The 15,935-nt window shown below is 51.7% G+C and carries 12 protein-coding genes; 8 read left to right on the top strand and 4 right to left on the bottom strand.

All coding sequences use genetic code 11. The features are described 5' to 3' along the window. Window positions 1-87 precede the first annotated feature (87 nt). The 4 genes from B0I18_RS04330 (at window position 88) to B0I18_RS04315 (ending at window position 5,866) form a co-directional block, all read left to right on the top strand. Window positions 88-3,246: a lantibiotic dehydratase gene (locus tag B0I18_RS04330; protein WP_106521407.1), complete on the top strand. Its 3,159-nt coding sequence runs from the start codon at window positions 88-90 to the stop codon at window positions 3,244-3,246. 219 nt (window positions 3,247-3,465) lie between these two features. Next, a complete protein-coding gene (locus B0I18_RS04325; protein ID WP_106521406.1) occupies window positions 3,466-3,729 on the top strand; it encodes a microviridin/marinostatin family tricyclic proteinase inhibitor in 264 nt (87 codons plus the stop codon). A 79-nt stretch (window positions 3,730-3,808) separates the two neighbouring features. After that, a complete protein-coding gene (locus tag B0I18_RS04320) occupies window positions 3,809-4,780 on the top strand; it encodes an MvdC/MvdD family ATP grasp protein (RefSeq protein ID WP_106521405.1) in 972 nt (323 codons plus the stop codon). A 48-nt stretch (window positions 4,781-4,828) separates the two neighbouring features. Next, window positions 4,829-5,866, top strand: a complete 1,038-nt coding sequence (locus B0I18_RS04315; RefSeq protein WP_106521404.1) for an MvdC/MvdD family ATP grasp protein — start codon at window positions 4,829-4,831, stop codon at window positions 5,864-5,866. 71 nt (window positions 5,867-5,937) lie between these two features. On the opposite strand, the gene B0I18_RS04310 is transcribed toward B0I18_RS04315, so the two are convergent. From B0I18_RS04310 to B0I18_RS04295, 4 genes are all read right to left on the bottom strand, one after another. Continuing rightward, complete coding sequence (locus B0I18_RS04310; RefSeq protein ID WP_106521403.1) at window positions 5,938-6,663, bottom strand: LytR/AlgR family response regulator transcription factor; 726 nt, start codon at window positions 6,661-6,663, stop codon at window positions 5,938-5,940. Window positions 6,664-6,679: 16 nt separating this feature from the next. Next, entirely contained in the window at window positions 6,680-7,708 is a 1,029-nt protein-coding gene (locus B0I18_RS04305) for a sensor histidine kinase (protein WP_181358332.1), read from the bottom strand. Further along, window positions 7,695-9,086 (bottom strand): S41 family peptidase, encoded by a 1,392-nt coding sequence (locus B0I18_RS04300; protein ID WP_106521401.1) that lies wholly within the window; start codon window positions 9,084-9,086, stop codon window positions 7,695-7,697. The genes B0I18_RS04305 and B0I18_RS04300 overlap by 14 nt, the downstream gene beginning before the upstream one ends. Before the next feature lie 74 nt (window positions 9,087-9,160). Next, a complete protein-coding gene (locus B0I18_RS04295; RefSeq protein ID WP_106521400.1) occupies window positions 9,161-9,421 on the bottom strand; it encodes a class I lanthipeptide in 261 nt (86 codons plus the stop codon). Between the two features lie 518 nt (window positions 9,422-9,939). Between B0I18_RS04295 and B0I18_RS04290 the strand changes: the two genes are divergently transcribed. The 4 genes from B0I18_RS04290 to B0I18_RS04275 all read left to right on the top strand — a co-directional run bounded on the left by B0I18_RS04290 (window position 9,940) and on the right by B0I18_RS04275 (window position 15,839). After that, window positions 9,940-10,182 (top strand): class I lanthipeptide, encoded by a 243-nt coding sequence (locus tag B0I18_RS04290; protein WP_106521399.1) that lies wholly within the window; start codon window positions 9,940-9,942, stop codon window positions 10,180-10,182. A 323-nt stretch (window positions 10,183-10,505) separates the two neighbouring features. Beyond that, complete coding sequence (locus B0I18_RS04285) at window positions 10,506-11,732, top strand: lanthionine synthetase LanC family protein (protein ID WP_106521398.1); 1,227 nt, start codon at window positions 10,506-10,508, stop codon at window positions 11,730-11,732. After that, window positions 11,729-12,718 (top strand): erythromycin esterase family protein, encoded by a 990-nt coding sequence (locus B0I18_RS04280; RefSeq protein WP_106521397.1) that lies wholly within the window; start codon window positions 11,729-11,731, stop codon window positions 12,716-12,718. Before B0I18_RS04285 ends, B0I18_RS04280 begins: the two co-directional genes overlap by 4 nt. A gap of 13 nt (window positions 12,719-12,731) precedes the next feature. Then, on the top strand, window positions 12,732-15,839 hold the full coding sequence (locus B0I18_RS04275) for a lantibiotic dehydratase (RefSeq protein ID WP_106521396.1): 3,108 nt from the start codon (window positions 12,732-12,734) through the stop codon (window positions 15,837-15,839). Window positions 15,840-15,935: the final 96 nt, after the last annotated feature.

Below are 15,935 nucleotides of genomic sequence, written 5' to 3'. Positions count from 1 at the left end.
AAAACAAGGTTTCGTCCTTTTTATTACACATTTCCCGGGGCATATACTTATATTTGAATACATCATTGGACCCTATTTTTATTACCTATGCCACTAACGTCATCTGATTTTTTCGTCTTAAGAACACCGCTTTTCCCGGTTGCCCAATACAAGGATATCTTTGAAAAAGATCCGGCACAACTGATTGCCGGCAAACCCGAGTTTGCTTATGCCTTGTACATCGGCTCGCGGGAACTGGTAAAAGAACTGAACCGGTTTATCGAACAACCCGGCGAATTCAACGAAAAGAAGATCAATAAACTGAAGTCTTCCTTATATAAATACTGGGTACGCGCCTGTTCCCGCAGCACCCCTTACGGTGTATTTGCCGGTTGTAGCCTGGGTACGATAGGCGCCGAAACACAGCTTACCATAAACGGTCCCGGCGAGGCTATCCAGCAGGTAAGGCTGGATATGGACTACTATACCAAAGTCTGCAGTTATATCCTCAAAGAGGTATATATCCGTAAAGAACTCCGGTTCTATACCAATAACAGCGTGTATAAGATCGGCGATAAATTTCGCTACGCCGAATATACCATCAACAATAACCGGCGTAAATACCTGCTGAGCTCCATTACCAACTCGGTGTTTATCGAACAGATCATCGAAAAGGCCCAGGCGGGCCTGACGATCGGCGAGATGGTACAACTGATCCTGGCCGAAGACGACAGCATTGCGCAGGAAGAAGCAGAAGGCTTTGTGAACGAACTGATCGACGCGCAGCTGCTGATCTCGGAAATGGAACCTAAAATAACCGGGCCCGGCAACCTGCCCCTGCTCATCGACCGGCTGGAAAGCATCGCCGATGCCAAAGCCCTCAGGGACCAGCTGCTGGCGCTCTCCGTCCTGTTCAGCAAACAGGATTATGACCAGGAGCGCCTTTCGGAGATCCACCAGCAATGCGAAACCGACTTTCCCATTGCCCTGCCCAAGGACCTGCTGCAGATCGACCTGTTTAAAAGCACCAGCCACTGCACGCTGAGCGCCGATATGGTAAACGACATTACACAAAAGCTCTCCAAGCTGCTGGCCATCTGTAACAGTTATCCACAGGGCAATACAGAGCTTACTAATTTCGGCAATAAACTGAACGAGCTGTACGACGGCCAGGAAATACCGCTGAACCTGGCGCTCGATGCTGAGACCGGCATCGGTTACGGCGCCAGTATCGACAACTCGTTCCATACGCCTTTCGTAGAAGATATTATGGCCGGCGGCGGCAGCAATGGCCCCAGCACCATCAACTGGACTCCGTTACAACAACTCAGCTTAGACAAGTACGAGCAGTTTATCAAAGACCGGCTGACCACCGTACACATTACCGACGAAGACCTGAAACCCTTCGGCAAAACAGATAACCTGAATTTTGCCAGCAGTTGCTTCCTCTTCGGCAGCCTGCACAAAGCGGCGCCCGGGGCGCCCGAAGGCCAGGATTACCTGTTCAGTATGCAATCGCTGGGCGGCCCCTCTGCGGCCAACCTGCTGGGCCGCTTCTGCAGCGGCGATACAGAAATGACCGAAAAAGTAAAAGACCTGCTGCGCGAAGAAGAAGCCACCGACCCGGATGCCATCTTTGCCGAGGTGGTACACTTCCCCGAGGCGCGGGCTACCAATGTACTGATCCGGCCTATCCTGCGTCCTTACGAGATTCCGTATGTGGGCGTAGCGAGCGTAGACGCCGAACACCAGTTGCCGCTTTCCGACCTTATGGTATCGGTGCAGCGCGGCAATATCGTTTTAAGAAGTAAAAAATGGAATAAGCGCGTTATACCGCGGCTGAGTTCTGCACATAACTACGGCTATAACAGCCTGCCCGCCTATAAGTTTCTCTGCGACCTGCAGCAGCAGGGCGTAAGAAGCGGCTTCTACTGGGACTGGGGCGTATGTTCGGGCAAGCCTTACCTGCCCCGCGTTATGTATCATAACATCATCATCAGCAGGGCTACCTGGGAGCTGAAACAGAAAGATGTGGATACCCTGACCAAGGACAAAAATAAAATCGTCGAAAATATTACCCGCTACCGCGAAGAACGGAATATGCCGGCGCTGGTAACCATTGCCGATGCGGATAATGAACTGCTGATCGACTGTACACAACCCGAAAGCCTGGAGATCTTATTCGACTTCGTGAAGAAACGCCAGTCCGTTAAGCTGCGGGAATTCCTCTTTGGTGAAAACGAAAGCATGGTGACCGATACGGATAACCGAGCGTATACCAACGAAGTGCTGATACCGCTACGCTACAAACCCGTAACCGCCGAACAGAAGGCTGCGGCCCGCTTCCACGACCAGGAGCAGATGCAGTCGATACCCCGCAACTATACGCCGGGCAGTGAATGGCTGTATGTGAAGATCTACTGCGGTTATGCACTTACCGAAGAACTGCTGTCTACCTACTTTGCCGAAAAGATACCGGAGTGGAAAGAAGCAGGTCTTGCCGAATCCTTCTTCTTCCTGCGTTATGCCGATCCTAACCCGCACCTGAGGCTCCGGTTCCTGAACAGCGCCGACCGTTCGAAGAACGAACAATTGCTTACCATGATCTTCGACGACCTGCAACCTTATATCGAAGCAGGCCAGATCAAAAAGATACAGACCGATACCTATACCCGCGAAATAGAGCGTTACGGCGCAAGCACCATGGCCCTGAGCGAACAGCTCTTCGATGCCGACAGTCATGCCGTACTGGGTATCGTAAGTATGCTGGAGGGGCCGGAGGGCGAAGAGTACCGCTGGAAGCTGGCTGCACGCGGCCTCGACATCCTGCTCGATGACTTCGGCTTTAACCTGGAATGGAAAAAGAACCTGCTGGGCAACCTGCAACGGGGCTTCGTAGAAGAATTTGGCGGCGCTAAACTCCTGAACAAACAACTGAATGATAAGTACCGCAGGTTCCAGAAGGATATCGAATCGTTCCTGAACGATGAAGATGACGAGCAGAACGATATTGCGGATGTGATCGACATCTTCAGGCAGCGCTCAGCACGCATCCGCGAACTGGCGCCAGAGATCGTAAGGCTTGCCGCCGAAGAGTCGGGTAACGAAAACCAGCACTGGGACCTGCTTTCAAGTTATATCCACATGTTCCTCAACCGGCTTTTCGTTGCCAAACAAAGGAAACATGAACTGCTTATTTACCATTTCCTGGAAAAATATTACACCTCCAAAGTGGCGCAGGCAGCCAAGGCCGTACCGGTGTCCTGAGCACCCGGTGCTGGGAAACAGTAAAAGAATGGCTATCAATATAATGATTATTTTGACATAAATTATTATCTCAAATTATGTTAAAACATTATAAGTTGAAGAAAATTGCTTTAGCTTTAAACCCGTTTCTGCTTGTTGCCGGAACGGGTTTAATTATACCGGCAATACCCCCTATCGTATCCCGTTAAAAACGCAATTCCTTACCTCAACAAAAGCCATATGAAAAAACAAACAAACGCTAAAAAGCCCTTCTTCGCGCATTTCCTCGAAGACCAGAACCTGTCCGGATCTGAATCCGAAGCCGTACAGGGCGGCCAGACCCTGAAATACCCTTCCGACCAGGAAGACAATACCAGCAAGGTTTCCGACCTCGATGGCGGCCCCATTCATGTAACCCTTAAGGTACCTTCCGACAGCGACGAAGCACATACCAACAAATATCCTTCCGACGGGGACGACGATATTACAAGCCTCCCGGCTTAATCCCCTGATCTTTCCTGAAGCAATAGCCCGCCGGGCAGGCAGGCTATTGCTTTTTATTTGCCCTTATAACCGGTATTTCATGATCTTATGCCTATCCCATTCCAGAGATTTCTATAACATTGACATCGTACAAAAAAGGCTCGGCGAGCTGGGCCACGAAAGTATCCGGCTCGATACCGACCGGTTTTCCGACCAGGTATCTTTTGCCTTCGGCGGCAATGCCTACCCTTTTAATTTTACCCTGCTACTCGACGGCCGCAGTATCGACACCCGCGAGGTAACCGCCGTATGGTACCGCAAGCTATGGGGCATACAGGCTCCTGCCGAACTTGATCCGCAGTACAGGGCTATCTTTTACCAGGAGTATGATACCATGCGCGACCTGTTTTTCGATGCGCTGCGTGATGTGCCCTGGATGAACCCTATGCAACAGGACCACCGCATCGGTGGCAACAAAGCGCTACAGCTCGAGCTGGCACAAAAGAACGGCCTGCTGATCGCGCCCACCCTGTTTTCCAACGACCCGCAACAGGTACAGGATTTTTTCCATAGCCAATGCGAGGGCGCCATGATCGCTAAACTGCATGGCACCCTGAGCCGCAGTATGTCGGGCGGCGGCGCTATGTTCCCGACCACGCGCATCCGCGAGCAGGACCTCGACCAATTGGATGCCCTGCCCTATTGCCCTATGATCTTCCAGCAGTTTATACCCAAAGCCTATGAGCTCCGGATCGCTTATGCAGATGGCGTATTCTTTGCCGGCAAGATCGATACCGGCGATTCCGAAAAAGGGAAAACGGATTGGCGCATTGCGACCGATGTACCCCTTGCCTGGCAAGCCTACCAGTTACCCGGAGGGATACAGCGCAGCCTGGACCTGATGATGCGCGACATGGGCCTGCTATTCGGCGCGATAGATATGATCCGGCACCAGGACGGGCGCTATTTTTTCCTGGAAGTAAACCCGCAGGGAGAATGGGGCATGCTGCAACGCGACCTGGGCTACCCTATAGGAGAAACCATAGCCGAAAAGCTGGCCGGCAAAATATAAGCATCCGCTTCAACACCCTATTATTGGCATTACTCACAAGACCACACTATGCAGAAAATACTCATCATTACCCATAGCCAGGACAACGAATGCATCGATATCGTAACCGGTAAGCTCGAAGCACAGGGCGCACAGGTAATCCGCTTTAATGTAGACCGCTACCCGCTGGCCTATGGCCTGAGCTCCTGTTACGAAAACGGCGTATGGCATACCTACCTCGACTATGAAGGAAAAAGGGAAAACCTGGGGGATATAACCGCCCTGTGGTACCGCCGCAGCCATAACCTGGCCAGCGGTCTTAAAGAACAACTCGAAGGCGAGTACCTGTCGAGCGCACACGGCGAGATCCGGCAAACCTTATTCGGTATGCTCGAAGGCATGCATTGCTTCCAGATCGGCCGGTTCAGCCAGTACCGTCGGCTCGACAGCAAGGAGGAACAAATGAAAATCGCCTCAGCACTGGGCCTCAAGGTTCCGGAAACCTGTATCACCAACAGTCCGGAAGAAGCGCGGCGGTTTGTACTGGCGCATAAAGAAGGCGCTATTGTAAAGATGCAGAGCTCCTTTGCCATATATCGCGAAGGCCGGGAGCATGTAGTCTTTACCAATGTCATCACGGAAGACAACCTGGATAGCATCGACAGCCTGCAGTATTGCCCCATGCAGTTCCAACAGAAAATAGAAAAGGCCCGCGAGCTGCGGGTCACGATCGTAGGCGACGCCGTGTTTACCTTCGCCGTGGATTCGCAGCAGATGGACAATGCAAAAGTAGACTGGCGGCGCGAAGGACTGGAACTGCTGGCCCAATGGGAACCCTACGAACTGCCCGCAGACGTGCGGGAGAAGTTGCTGCGCCTGATGGATATCTATGGCGCCAATTATGGAGCGATCGACATTATCGTTACACCGGAAAATGAATACTACTTCCTGGAGATCAACTCGGCCGGCGAGTACTTCTGGCTGGACCGGCTGGCTGACCATAAAATATCGGAGCAGATCGCCGATGTATTGCTGGGCAAGGTGTTCAGGCGCTATCATCCCTTACAGCTCGACAACAAGCTGCAAACTGTGGCAGCTATATCCTGAAACGCGCTGTAGTCAATACCACAAGGGCTCCCGGTAGGATACCGGGAGCCCTTTGCCTATGGCAAGGCAGCTTAGCCGATCGTTTTGTTTTTTATCTTCTCCCAGAAAAAGGCCTTGTACGTTTCACCCAGCAGGATATCGGCCTGCACATTCTTCAGGATGATCTGGTTGCCATCGATACGCATGATGCGCGCATAGGGAATAATATAAGACTTATGTACCCGGATAAACTGGCTGGCAGGCAGGTTGGCCTCCAGTTCTTTCAGGCTCAGGTATACCAGTGTTTTCTTGCCTTCGTGGTAGATGGCCACATAGTTTTTCAGGCTTTCTATGTAGTCGATCTCGCCCAGGTTGATCTTGATCACCTTGTGTTTTATACCGGTCTTTACATAAATAAAATCTTCTTCCGGCCGGGCTTCGGCCACAGGCGCAGCCGGCTGTTGCGGCATCAGCGCGGCTACCTTTTGTACTGCTTTTATAAAACGCGGAAAAGATACGGGCTTCAGCAGGAAGTCGACCACATCGAGTTCGTAGCCCTGCAGCGCATACTCGCTATAGGCTGTGGTGAGGATCACTTTGCACTTGCCATTAATAGCCTTTACCATATCGATACCCGATATTTCCGGCATCTGTATATCCTGGAACAACAGGTCTATTTTCTGGTTATTGATCACATCGAGCGCCTCCATGGCATTGGTCGTGGCCAGTACCAGGTTGAGGAAATTGGTCTGCTGCACATGATGCGTCAGGATATCAATTGCGTGCTGTTCGTCGTCTACAATTAAACAATTGATCATGGGGTATGGGGTTTACTTAAACAAATTGCAGGGTAAGGTGCGTATGAAAAAAATCGTCCGCCTCTTCTGTCCTGAAAGAAGCATGACTACCATAAGCACTTTCCAGTCTTTTCCTGATGTTTTCGAGACCGATGCCCGTGGATAATTCTTTGGGACCGCTTCGTTTTTTATTGCTGGTCGAAAACTCGAGCCGGTTGCCGCCGGTTACCGATAACCGTATGGTAGCGGGATATGAGGGATCATTGACCCTGCCGTGTTTCAATACATTCTCGACCAGGGTGATCAGCACCAGCGGTATAATTTTCAACTCCCCGGGATCGCCTTCCACTTCAAAATTAATATAAATAGAATTATTAAAGCGAAGCCGGTTAATATCGATCACATTTTCGAGGTGTTCGATCTCTTCTTCCAGCCTGGCCAGGCCATCACGGTCCTGCGGCTTGATCGAATACCGCATAATATCGGCGAGCCGTATAATACCATCGGAGAGTTCGGCAGAATGAGGCAGGGCCTTTGCATACAGGAAATCCAGGGTGTTGTACAGGAAGTGCGGGTTGATCTGTGCTTTGAGGGCGGTATTCTCGATCTGTATCTTGGCCTGTTCTTCGGCCATTTTTTCTTCCCGGCTTTTCATCAGCGCTTTCTGTTTTTCTACCGAGGATACGAAATAGAAGTAAGCAAGCGCGAAGAACATATAGTTAACCACCCAAAGCAAATTCTTCACCCAGAATATGGTCATATCGTACTGGCCATAGGCCGGGTCGAAATACCGCGTAAGCAGCCAATACCGTACAAAATAGCGCAGGGCGCAAAAGGCCGCCAGCATCAGTATTGCCCGGAGCAGGCTGAGTACAATGTCTTTTTTCGTTTTTACCGAAAACCTGCGCAACACATAATACAAACCGTAAAAGAGAAAGATATTCTGCGACAGGAAGAAGATGAGTTCCTTTACCAGCGTGGCATCGGGGTCCGTAAAGTAGTCTGTGATATAGACGTACAAAAAATAACAGGACCAGAAGATAATATGTCTTTTAATGTTTTTCATAGTAGGTTTTGACAAACTGTATCCAGTCGGGTTCGGCATCGCTTATCGGCACATCGGGGTAAATACCCCTACCGTCGATCGGTGCGCCGCCGGGTGGTATTTTTCTTTTCCCGGTTGCCATCATCAGGCGGTATTTACCGGATGGCAAGGGTATCGGGAAGTAGTTCAGCTGGTCTATAGCGCCCATGGTATGCTCGCCAAACAGCATCACCTTTTTGCTTTGCCTGCATTCGAGCAGCATCATCTCGGCAGCACTTTGGCAGGCATAGTTAATAATAATGCCCACCTGTTGCGGCTTTCGCATCACGCTGTCATAAAACAGGGTATCGGTATAACCCGATACAAAGGAACCGATCTTCGTCTTTTTCTCTTCGATTAACGCCTTCCAGGCCTTAAGCTGGCCGGAATCCACAGCGCCTTGCCTGCAATAAGCAGCCAGGCTTTCTTCTTCGTTGCGGATACCGTCTTCGGTACAATACACATCACCGTCGGTACGCGCAATAGGCCCTGTATATATAAATGGCATCAGCGGGAAATAGGTCCTGATGGTACCGCCCAGGTTATTACGCAGATCGATGATCAGGTTTTTGGCCCCGGCTATCTTTTTATAATCGCGCCTGACGATGCTGTCTGCCAGCAGGGTATTGTCTTCTGTATTCCCGGGTAGTACTACCAGGTAGTTGTCTTCGTCCAGCAGGCCGCCGCGCACCCGTTTATCGAATACCGGCAGGTTACGGAGCAGGCCGGGGTCAAAATGCGGCAGTTTCCGCCACTTGCTGTTAGCGCCGGTCGTAAACAGGGTATCGCTCCGGAACCGGGTGGTGACATAAAACCGGGATCCGGTATAACCGCTCACAAACATGCCGAAGTAAGCGCCTGCGGCATCCTGTTCAAAATCAAGTGCCGTCATGCCGGGACGAAGGATACTGCTGTCGCGCGACGCAATTACATATCCCCTGTAAGCGAGGGGCCTGCGCCCTTCCTGTTTCAGTGCAATGATACAATTATTATAATCATTTACCCAGAACCCTTCGTAACGTTGTAAGCGCTGCTGCCGGCCGAAATAACGCATCACATCCCGATATCCCGCCTGGCATAAGGCCGTATCCACAGGAGAGGCAGCGCGTGTGCGGACCAGGTCCAGGTGCCGGTCTTTAAAGAAATCGACGATAAGCGCCATAGCCCTGAAAGTATCGCTGTTGGCAGCAATGGTCCGTGTAACGAAACTGTCGAAATTAATGTGCTGTGTTTTCTCGCGGAATACAGGATAATCCAGTTTGATCTTTTCCACCAGGAATTCAAGATCGGTATCACGGGCCTGTACAGCAGGGCCAAGCAGGAGCAGGAACAGGAGTACGGTCAGAAGTTTAGCGTGCATACAGGAGGTTTATAAAAAAAATATTGATACCATCCCGGGGGCTGGTATCAATATGTACAGGGGCCGGGCCGGGATTAGCCTATAGAAGCCGTAAGGATCGTAGTGGTATAAGGGATGGGCTCGCCGGTGCAGGGGCCGCTCGGTGCAGCAGAGTGAATGGTACGGGTACCGGTCTGCAGGGTGTTGGTGCCACCGCCGCCAGTACCGGTATTGGCGCCGGTACCTGTGGGCGCTCCGCCGTTTACCTGTAACATTTCCGTAGCAGTCAGGTCTACGATGGCGATCTTGTTTAATTTCAGTTTGGTGCTTTTATGCTGTACGTTCCTCGTTTTCATGTTTAGTTAACTTTAGTGTTTTTAGTTGATTTTAGTGTCTCCATTAAGATATTACAAATATACTGACTCCATAATTCCGGTATTTTTTTTAAGCCCAATCCGTTTTAAGCGGGTACGAACCAGGTCTTAGCAGATATTAACCCCTGGTTTAGTGGCCGCAAAACGCAATAAGCCCGGTACAAAACCCCGGAAAGTACCTGCAAAAATCAATATCCTTCCTATCAAAAGGGTTCATCCCTGCTATGTTCTGCTTGACAAGATATTTTTTTTAGTCCGGCGGCGCTGCGATTATATTTGTTTTACCAGCGTTGCAATACTGCCTTCCGGCAGGCTGCGATAAACGGGTGCTCCGCCGGGTGGCAGACTGCAGCTCCACCCCAGGCAAGGCAACAGAAACGCTTGCCGGATCTGTATCCGCGGGCAAAACAGGAAGACGCGTTTATAACCTGCCTCCATCAACGCACGCTGAACTATTACTCTACGGCGGTCAAGAAAAGAGTACTTTAAAACTTACAAACATGAAAAAGATCCAATTAAATTCCTCTAAACTCCAGATCAACAAAAAAAGAATTGCCAGCCTGAACAACCAGGAAATCAATCTCGTTAAAGGCGGTGTTATCGGCACTACAGCCGGCGGCGGTGGCGGTACCGTTGTTATCGAAAACCCCGGTTTCCTGTCTATGATTACCTGTAAAGCAGAAAACGGTTCTCATTGTCAGCGTTGCGACAGCTGCTGCGTGGATACAATGTGTAGCCGCTAATACTTTTGTTTTTATATAAACGCCCCGGTCTTCTTGCTCCGGGGCGTTTTGCATTTACATATTCTGCACTGCTCGTTGCGTCCCGCTACGAACTTATAGAAAAGGGTATTATCAAAACTATCCCGCCGGTTTATCCCTGTTATACTCCCGTTTATCCTATTCATTTCCTGCCTTTCAGGCAGCTGGATATATTTGTACGACAAGCACCAACATCACCAATAAAGACAAAAAGGGATCCGACCTGAATTGCCGTCCGAAATACATTCAGGTTGGATCATTCCCTTTCACTATCCTTCTTCGCACACCCATCAAGCAACCGGTCTATGGAGTTATTATCAGATGTAAAACATTCGGTTACCAGCGAGCTGTCGGGTATACACCAGGCACTGACCCGCGAAGCCGCTGTACATAACGACTATTCGCTGATGCAGGGTCTGGCAGGCGTAAACCTTTTCCTGGCACAGCATTACCAATACCAACCCGTAAAGAATGATGCTGACCTGGCCGTGATACACGACCTCTGTAACCGCATCGCGGAACAGTGCGGCTCGGTTGACGACCTTTCCTTTGCGAGAGGACTCTCGGGTATGTTATGGTCGCTGAGTTATGTAAACCGTTTATTCGACCATAGCCTCCTGGATACCGGATCATTCGACGATATCGATGCCGACCTTTATGCCTCGCTGCAGGATAAAATGGATAACGGCAACTTCGACCTGCTCTTCGGCAGTCTCGGCGATTACATCTATCTCAGGGAAAGGAACGCGATCCGCAACCCCGAAGACTTTGCCGCCTTGTATCATAAGGTAATTAAAGCCTCAACGTACGGGGTCAACAAAAAATACTTCTGGCTCGACTATATGAATGTGAAGCTGGGTAAGGGTTATGCCTATAATCTCGGCCTGGCACACGGCATACCTTCGATGTGGTACCTGCTTACGGATATAGCGGGATTCCTGCCGGCAGCGGCACAACAGGAAATCGCAGGCATCATCTGCGATTCCTACGAAGCTATGAAAACCTTTAGCATTAACGGCGACGACCTGCAATTTTCCAAGTTCCCCACCGAAATACGCCTCGACGACCAACTCCAGGAACGAACCGACTACAACAGGCGCTCCACAAGGCTTTCCTGGTGTTATGGCGACCTGGCTATTGCCAGTACCCTGCTGCATGCAGGCAAGCAGTTACAACATAAGGGGCTGTATGCAGAAGGCCTGGCCCTGGCCGACAGGACCCTGAAGCGCGATACCCGCGGCAGTGCCGTGATCTACGACAATTGTCTTTGCCATGGCGGCAGCAGTTGCATCCTGATCTATAACGCCATCTACCGCACTACCGGCCTGCAACGATTCCGGGATGCATCGATATACTGGTACGAACAGGGCCTGGACTTTAAACGCGGCGATGGTTATTTTTTTTACGAAGACAAGGATGTGCCCCTGGCCGAAAAAAGCAGCCTGCTCGAAGGGCTTACCGGTATCGGGCTCAGCTACCAGAGCCTGGTGCAGCCCGCGACCAGCGACTGGCAAAAGATATTACTGTTATGAGCCGGCTGCTGTTCGTCCTCCTGTTGTGTACCGGGCCTGCCTTTGGCCAGGATGCCGCCTCAGTGGCAGAACAGATATGCCGGGCCGGGCCGCAACTGGTGGGGCTTGGCGAAAGCGAACACAACGACGACCAACAACACCTGTATAAACTGGCCTTGCTACAGGAACTCCATAGCCGTTGTACGGTAGGCGCCCTGTATTTCGAAAGCCCCTTTACCGATGCGGTATTGGCAATGATCGAACAAAAGCCTTACAGCTATTTTGTATACCCCTTCTGGAAAACGAAGGCCGTATACCCGGGCCTGTCGGGCTTTATAGAAAAAAACAAAGTGATTGTTGCCGGCCTGGATCCACAGGAAAACTGTTCGTTCCTGTATCTTAACCGTTACCTGTTGGAACAGGGTTATATAAGCGGCGCCATGAGGGCAACGGCACAACGCAGCGATGCGCTCCTGGCCCTGGCTATAGCACAATACCCGGGAGCTAAAACCCGCGCCCTGAGCGCAACAGAAGCAGCATTAGTTATAGCTGCGCAGGATACGCTCATCAACGATTTGAAACGTACAGACAAGCAGCCGGCTTATACCGCCTTACTGGTGCGCTGCCTGGAAAACCGTAAAGTGCTGGCACGCCTGTTGGCTTATACCCGCAGCCAGGACAAGATCAGGTTACGCGAAGAGATGATGGCCGCTAATATAGATTTCCTGGAGCGTCATTTTTCCACCGGTAGACAAGGCATAACGGTTATCTGGGCCGCCAACCGGCATATCGCACTGCGTAATGCTTTCGGCCGGGAAGGCCGCAAAGATAAGCCTGCCGGCATGATGGAACGCTACGCGGCCGGCAGCAAACAACGTTTGTTCAGCACCGGCATTTTTGCCACCGGGGCATCAACCGGCGACCTGGGCTTCGACCTGGTAGCCTTTTCCGGCGCCAGGATCCGGGTAACAGCAGAAGAGTTCAACCATTACGACTGTCGCCGTTAAAACCAATGTATTTATGTACCAGCACTTCGATCATATCCTGTTCCGCTCGCCTCTGCAAAGCCTGCAGCAGGCCTTTCGCTTCCCGGAGCAAACCGATGTCCTGTTCCAGGAAGGCCTTTACCTGTCTTCGCCCGAGTTCTGGAACGAATACCAAAAGGCCGGCGGCGGGCGCTCCGGACCGGTTGAGAAGCTGCGGCAGAGTTTTGCCAAATACTGGTTACGCAGCTGTACCCGCTGTACGCCTTACGGCACCTTTGCCGGATCGGCACTGGCCGGCGTAAGCGACGAACAGGCAACCCGGTTGTTGCTGGGCGATAAGGCACAACATATGCGCCGCCTGCGCATCGACATGAACTATATTTCCGGGATCATCCAGGCCCTGATCGGCATGCCGGTGATCCGCGAACAGGTAGTCCTGTATACCAACAATAGCCTCTATGAACTGCCGGACGGGTTCCGTTATGCCGAATATACCATACAGAACAATGTCCGGAATTACCACCTCACCTCCATCGACAAAACGGACTATATTAAAGCAACACTGCAACGGGCAGCCGTAGGCGCTACCGTACAGGAACTGTGCCTGATGCTGATGGAGCAGGAGGCGGTAGACGAAGCAAGCGCGCTCGAATTCATAGACGATATGTGGCAATCGCAATTGCTGACGGCATCGCTTGAGCCCTGTGTTACGGGCCAGGAACCTTTGGACCAGCTGATCGGGCAGCTGGAATCGTTCAGCGACATAATGCCCATCCTGCAACAACTGAAGAAGATACAGGCCCTGATCAGCAACCCCGCGCCGGGTGTTGCTTACTACCAGCAGGTAGAAGATGAACTGCGGCAACTGGGCCTGAGCGTGGATGTGCCTAAAAATACCCTGCAGGCCGACCTCTTCCTTGATACGGCTGAACAGACCATCAGCAAGTCGTTGATAACGGCTATCATCAACCAGGCCGAAGACCTGAAAGCCCTTGCCAGACCTGCCAAAAACAAAGATCTCGACGATTTTAAGCAAAAATTCTATGCCCGCTACGAAGAGGCCGAAGTACCGCTGGCCATCGTGCTCGATGCCGACCTGGGCATCGGCTATGGCAGCGCCCGCGACGAGCTGGCCGGGGGCAGCGCCTGGATCGACGACCTGCTGGCCTTTGTACCCGGCAGCCAGAACAGCGCCCACGAAGACTACATTACCCATTTTACCCTATCGAAATACCATGACTGGCTAAAGCATAAGCAGGACCAGGTGGTTGTTACGGAAGAAGAGCTGGAAGCATTCCGCAAACAAACAGAAAATTATACCTTCCCTTCGAGCATGCACCTGATGGGCAGTTTACTCAAACAGGACGGGCTGCTGGATGCGGAGCATTTCGTCTTCGACCTCTCGGGCTTTAGTGGTCCTTCGGGTGGTAATATACTTGGGCGCTTTACCCATGGCGATGCGGCCATATGCCAGCTTACTCAAACCATACTGGCTGCCGAAGAAGCTACTGACCCGGAGGTGATCTATGCCGAGATCGCGCACCTGCCACAGGCCAGGGTAGGCAATATCCTGCTCCGGCCCGTACTGCGCCGCTACGAGATCCCTTATGTAGGCAAGTCCGGCACGGACAAGGAACACCAGATACCCCTGGAAGACCTCTATGTGCGCATCGAACAGGACGAAGTGATCCTATTCAGTCATAAACTGGGTAAACGCATTATGCCCAGGCTTACCACTGCACATAACTTCAGCGTAAAAAGCCTGCCGGTATACCGCTTTCTCTGCGACCTACAGGCCCAGCATATCGCCTATCCCAATGTATGGGACTGGGGGCCGCTGGTACAGTTGCGACACCTGCCCCGCGTAGTATACAAGAACCTGGTACTGCATAAGGCCAAATGGCGGGTCGAAGAAAAAGACCTGGGCAACCTGCCAAAGGATAAAGCCGGCCGCGATGCCGCCCTCCAGGCCTTTCGCAACGAAGCAGGCATACCGGTCCGGGTGGTTTATGTAGAGGGCGATAATGAACTGCTGATCGACTTCGAACAGGAGCTGGGGCGGGAGCTCTTCCTGCATTATCTTAACCGCCATAAATCCGTGCTGCTCGAAGAGTTCCTGTTTACGGAAGAGAACTGTGTGGTGCGCGGGCCGGGCGATGCGCCGTTTACCAACGAAATTATTATACCGGTCACGCTGCCCGCACAGCAAGGCGGTAACGATACCGGCGTCCTGCTGCAAAAATCCGGTAAAGCGCAGCGCCACTTTGCCCTGCACAGCGAATGGCTTTACTTTAAAGTATACAGCGGCTCCGTTACAGCCGAGAAGGTATTGAAAGAATGCCTGCTGCCCTTTGTGGAACAGGGACTCGAAGACGGCTTGTTCGAACGTTTCTTTTTTATCCGTTACCGCGACGAAAGCGGGGCACACTTCCGCATCCGTTTTTACAATACCGATACCCGCAAACAAGCAGCGGTGGCCCGGCAGTTGATGGCAGTACTGCAACCCTTGCTGGACACCGGAACCCTGTATAAAGTAACCACCGATCGCTACAGCCGGGAGCTGGAGCGCTACGGCGACGACCTTATCGAAGCGGCAGAGCATTTGTTTTGCAACGACAGCCTGGCCGTGTTGCGCTTTATCAACCTGCTCGATGGCGAAGAGATCGAACAATACCGGCTTTACTTCGCGATGCGTGGCATTGGCAAATTGCTCGACGATTTCGGGTATACTACCGAAAGCCGCAGCAAACTGCTGAAGGCCATGCAGACCAGCTTCTTTAAAGAATTTGGTGGTCACCCGGCTTTGCAAAAACAACTCAACGACAAGTACCGCAACCTGCAAAAAGCAATTGCCCGTCATCTCGACACTGACCAGGACGATGAAAACGGTATCGCAGAAGCGGCGGCTATCTTCGAAACGCGTTCGATCAGTAACGGCCCTGTAATAGAGCGAATACTGTCGGTCGTACAGGACGACACAGCAAGACTCGACGACCTGCTGCGCAGTTATATCCACATGTTCATGAACCGGCTCTTCCTGGCGCAGCAACGTAAATATGAATTGCTGATCTACTTCTTCCTGGATAAATATTACCTGTCGCAACTAGCGATGGCTAAACATAAACAGGTGCAGCCGGCCTGATCCGGCAACCCAACCCTATTGCCTACGGCAGCTTTTCGACTGCAGCGATAAGCCGGCCGGCAGCACACCGCTTCTCTTCAGGGCGGATTACAAATG

Source organism: Taibaiella chishuiensis (genome assembly GCF_003014535.1).
GTDB lineage: Bacteria > Bacteroidota > Bacteroidia > Chitinophagales > Chitinophagaceae > Taibaiella > Taibaiella chishuiensis.
The sequence above is the reverse complement of the archived record's forward strand: the minus strand, read 5'-3'. Positions and strand labels throughout refer to the sequence as shown.

What these genes read in the sequence shown, in the direction of transcription:
- B0I18_RS04295 (WP_106521400.1), bottom strand. Translation starts at nt 9,421, where the DNA reads ATGAAAACGAGGAACGTACAGCATAAAAGCACCAAACTGAAATTAAAC.
- B0I18_RS04290 (WP_106521399.1), top strand. Translation starts at nt 9,940, where the DNA reads ATGAAAAAGATCCAATTAAATTCCTCTAAACTCCAGATCAACAAAAAA.
- B0I18_RS04305 (WP_181358332.1), bottom strand. Translation starts at nt 7,708, where the DNA reads ATGAAAAACATTAAAAGACATATTATCTTCTGGTCCTGTTATTTTTTG.
- B0I18_RS04280 (WP_106521397.1), top strand. Translation starts at nt 11,729, where the DNA reads ATGAGCCGGCTGCTGTTCGTCCTCCTGTTGTGTACCGGGCCTGCCTTT.
- B0I18_RS04315 (WP_106521404.1), top strand. Translation starts at nt 4,829, where the DNA reads ATGCAGAAAATACTCATCATTACCCATAGCCAGGACAACGAATGCATC.
- B0I18_RS04330 (WP_106521407.1), top strand. Translation starts at nt 88, where the DNA reads ATGCCACTAACGTCATCTGATTTTTTCGTCTTAAGAACACCGCTTTTC.
- B0I18_RS04310 (WP_106521403.1), bottom strand. Translation starts at nt 6,663, where the DNA reads ATGATCAATTGTTTAATTGTAGACGACGAACAGCACGCAATTGATATC.
- B0I18_RS04285 (WP_106521398.1), top strand. Translation starts at nt 10,506, where the DNA reads ATGGAGTTATTATCAGATGTAAAACATTCGGTTACCAGCGAGCTGTCG.
- B0I18_RS04300 (WP_106521401.1), bottom strand. Translation starts at nt 9,086, where the DNA reads ATGCACGCTAAACTTCTGACCGTACTCCTGTTCCTGCTCCTGCTTGGC.
- B0I18_RS04275 (WP_106521396.1), top strand. Translation starts at nt 12,732, where the DNA reads ATGTACCAGCACTTCGATCATATCCTGTTCCGCTCGCCTCTGCAAAGC.
- B0I18_RS04325 (WP_106521406.1), top strand. Translation starts at nt 3,466, where the DNA reads ATGAAAAAACAAACAAACGCTAAAAAGCCCTTCTTCGCGCATTTCCTC.
- B0I18_RS04320 (WP_106521405.1), top strand. Translation starts at nt 3,809, where the DNA reads ATGATCTTATGCCTATCCCATTCCAGAGATTTCTATAACATTGACATC.